Source organism: Candidatus Magnetobacterium casense (assembly GCF_019173545.1).
Classification (GTDB): Bacteria; Nitrospirota; Thermodesulfovibrionia; order Thermodesulfovibrionales; family Magnetobacteriaceae; genus Magnetobacterium; species Magnetobacterium cryptolimnobacter.
The window spans coordinates 1-1,386 of record NZ_JABXWD010000664.1; the positions used below are offsets into that span (position 1 = coordinate 1).

At 53.3% G+C, this 1,386-nt stretch carries 3 protein-coding genes; all 3 read right to left on the bottom strand.

Going from position 1 to position 1,386, the window contains the following annotated elements; all coding sequences use genetic code 11:
- Window positions 1-358: 358 nt before the first annotated feature.
- Window positions 359-1,021 carry a hypothetical protein gene (locus HWQ67_RS18555; RefSeq protein ID WP_218254180.1) on the bottom strand — a complete coding sequence of 221 codons (663 nt, stop codon included), beginning with the start codon at window positions 1,019-1,021 and terminating at the stop codon, window positions 359-361.
- A 20-nt stretch (window positions 1,022-1,041) separates the two neighbouring features.
- The gene (locus HWQ67_RS18560; RefSeq protein ID WP_218254181.1) at window positions 1,042-1,197 is read right to left on the bottom strand and encodes a hypothetical protein; all 156 of its coding nucleotides are present in this window, start codon (window positions 1,195-1,197) and stop codon (window positions 1,042-1,044) included.
- Window positions 1,198-1,386: hypothetical protein (locus HWQ67_RS18565; RefSeq protein WP_218254182.1), on the bottom strand; the 189-nt coding region annotated here is incomplete at its 5' end.

A 1,386-nucleotide genomic window follows, 5' to 3' on the forward strand; every position in this document is an offset into this window, starting at 1 on the left:
CTTTATCAGGTAGCCGTTGATTTGCTCGGTGACTTCAGGATTCAACACTCAGTCCTTTGTACCCCGATTTGGCCGGGGCGCTCTTGGCTGGCTGCTCTATCATCTTCTTGTGAATGTATGCTACCTCGGCCCGCAGCTGCTGTAACTCGTTATGGTATTGCCTCGGTATTCTCCCGGGCTGTGCCGAGATTGCCTCAAGGTTGCCTACACGGTCTTCTAGGCCGTTTGCCTGGAATTGGTGTGGGCACCCCTGGCATAAGGGTGGGTAGTATCTTTTGGTGTGGACATCCGTGCATCCAACCCTCGGATCCTCTGGCCATATTCTTTCGCGGCACTCAGTGCAGTTCATTTGGATACCTCACAGTGTGGGGTATATCTCGATGTAGGCGAAACTCGGCTGGTTCACCAACCCTGCGAATGTTATGTCAATGGGAGTGTTGGTGTCGGCTGCCAACGCGAAGGTGCCGATGTTCCACCACACCTGGCTGGTTCCCCAATCAGTCCCGTTGTAGGACATCACCGGGACGTAGGTGATGTTGGTGGTCCAGTTCAACCCGGCATAGATGGGTAGCGAAAATACCAGGTGGATGTTCGCCGTGAAGTTGCCGGGGTCGCTTGCCTTGGCGTGGATCGTGAGGTTCCCGGCGGTAAGGTTGCCGGTCAGGTATGCCTCGGGCGGGCTGCCAATACCCTGTAATGTGGTTTGGATGGTGTCAATGTCCCCCTCGATGGCAGCGACTTTCGGTTGGAGAAGGTTCACATTCAGCACGGTGTTACTCACAGCACTTGATATGGCACCGTACCCGTCCCGGATCTCCTGGATGTCTAGTGTGTTGTCCGCTACCTTCGGGGTGAGGGTAGCAACAACCTGGTCCAGCCGGCCAATGTCGGCACTGTGTTGGCCCTTCGGCGTCATCTGCGTGAACATAATGATGAGCATTATGCAAAGCGATACGCCGATGGCCATTATGATGTGGATAATTGATTCCCTGTCTAAGCCTAGTCTGTCTCTGAATCCCATTGTTCCCTCCTTTTGTTTTGTTATTTCTTGTCTATTTGCTGTATCTTCTTGAGGCAAAGCCTCACTTGCTTGTTGTGGCACGACTTCTTGTGGCACTGTAGGTTCGCCCTCCCGTGGTTGCACGTCGCGCACTTCTGGACTATCGTTCTGATTAGTTCGTTTCTTTCGTCTTGCACTCATCGTCTGTCCTTTTCTATCAGAATCCTGTATGTTGCAGGTGCCTGTGGGACTATCCCTGTTCTTCGCAGGGCATATCTGGCGTGGCAAAGGCATCGAACATCTGTGGCTTGCACACCCTTGAGATAACTGGCAAACTCCCGGAACTGGCGCAATGAGTATTCGTTCTGGTAGAAGTCCGGCCCCCA

Excerpts from the sequence above, each read along its gene's own strand:
- HWQ67_RS18555 (WP_218254180.1), bottom strand. The coding sequence starts at position 1,021 with ATGGGATTCAGAGACAGACTAGGCTTAGACAGGGAATCAATTATCCAC.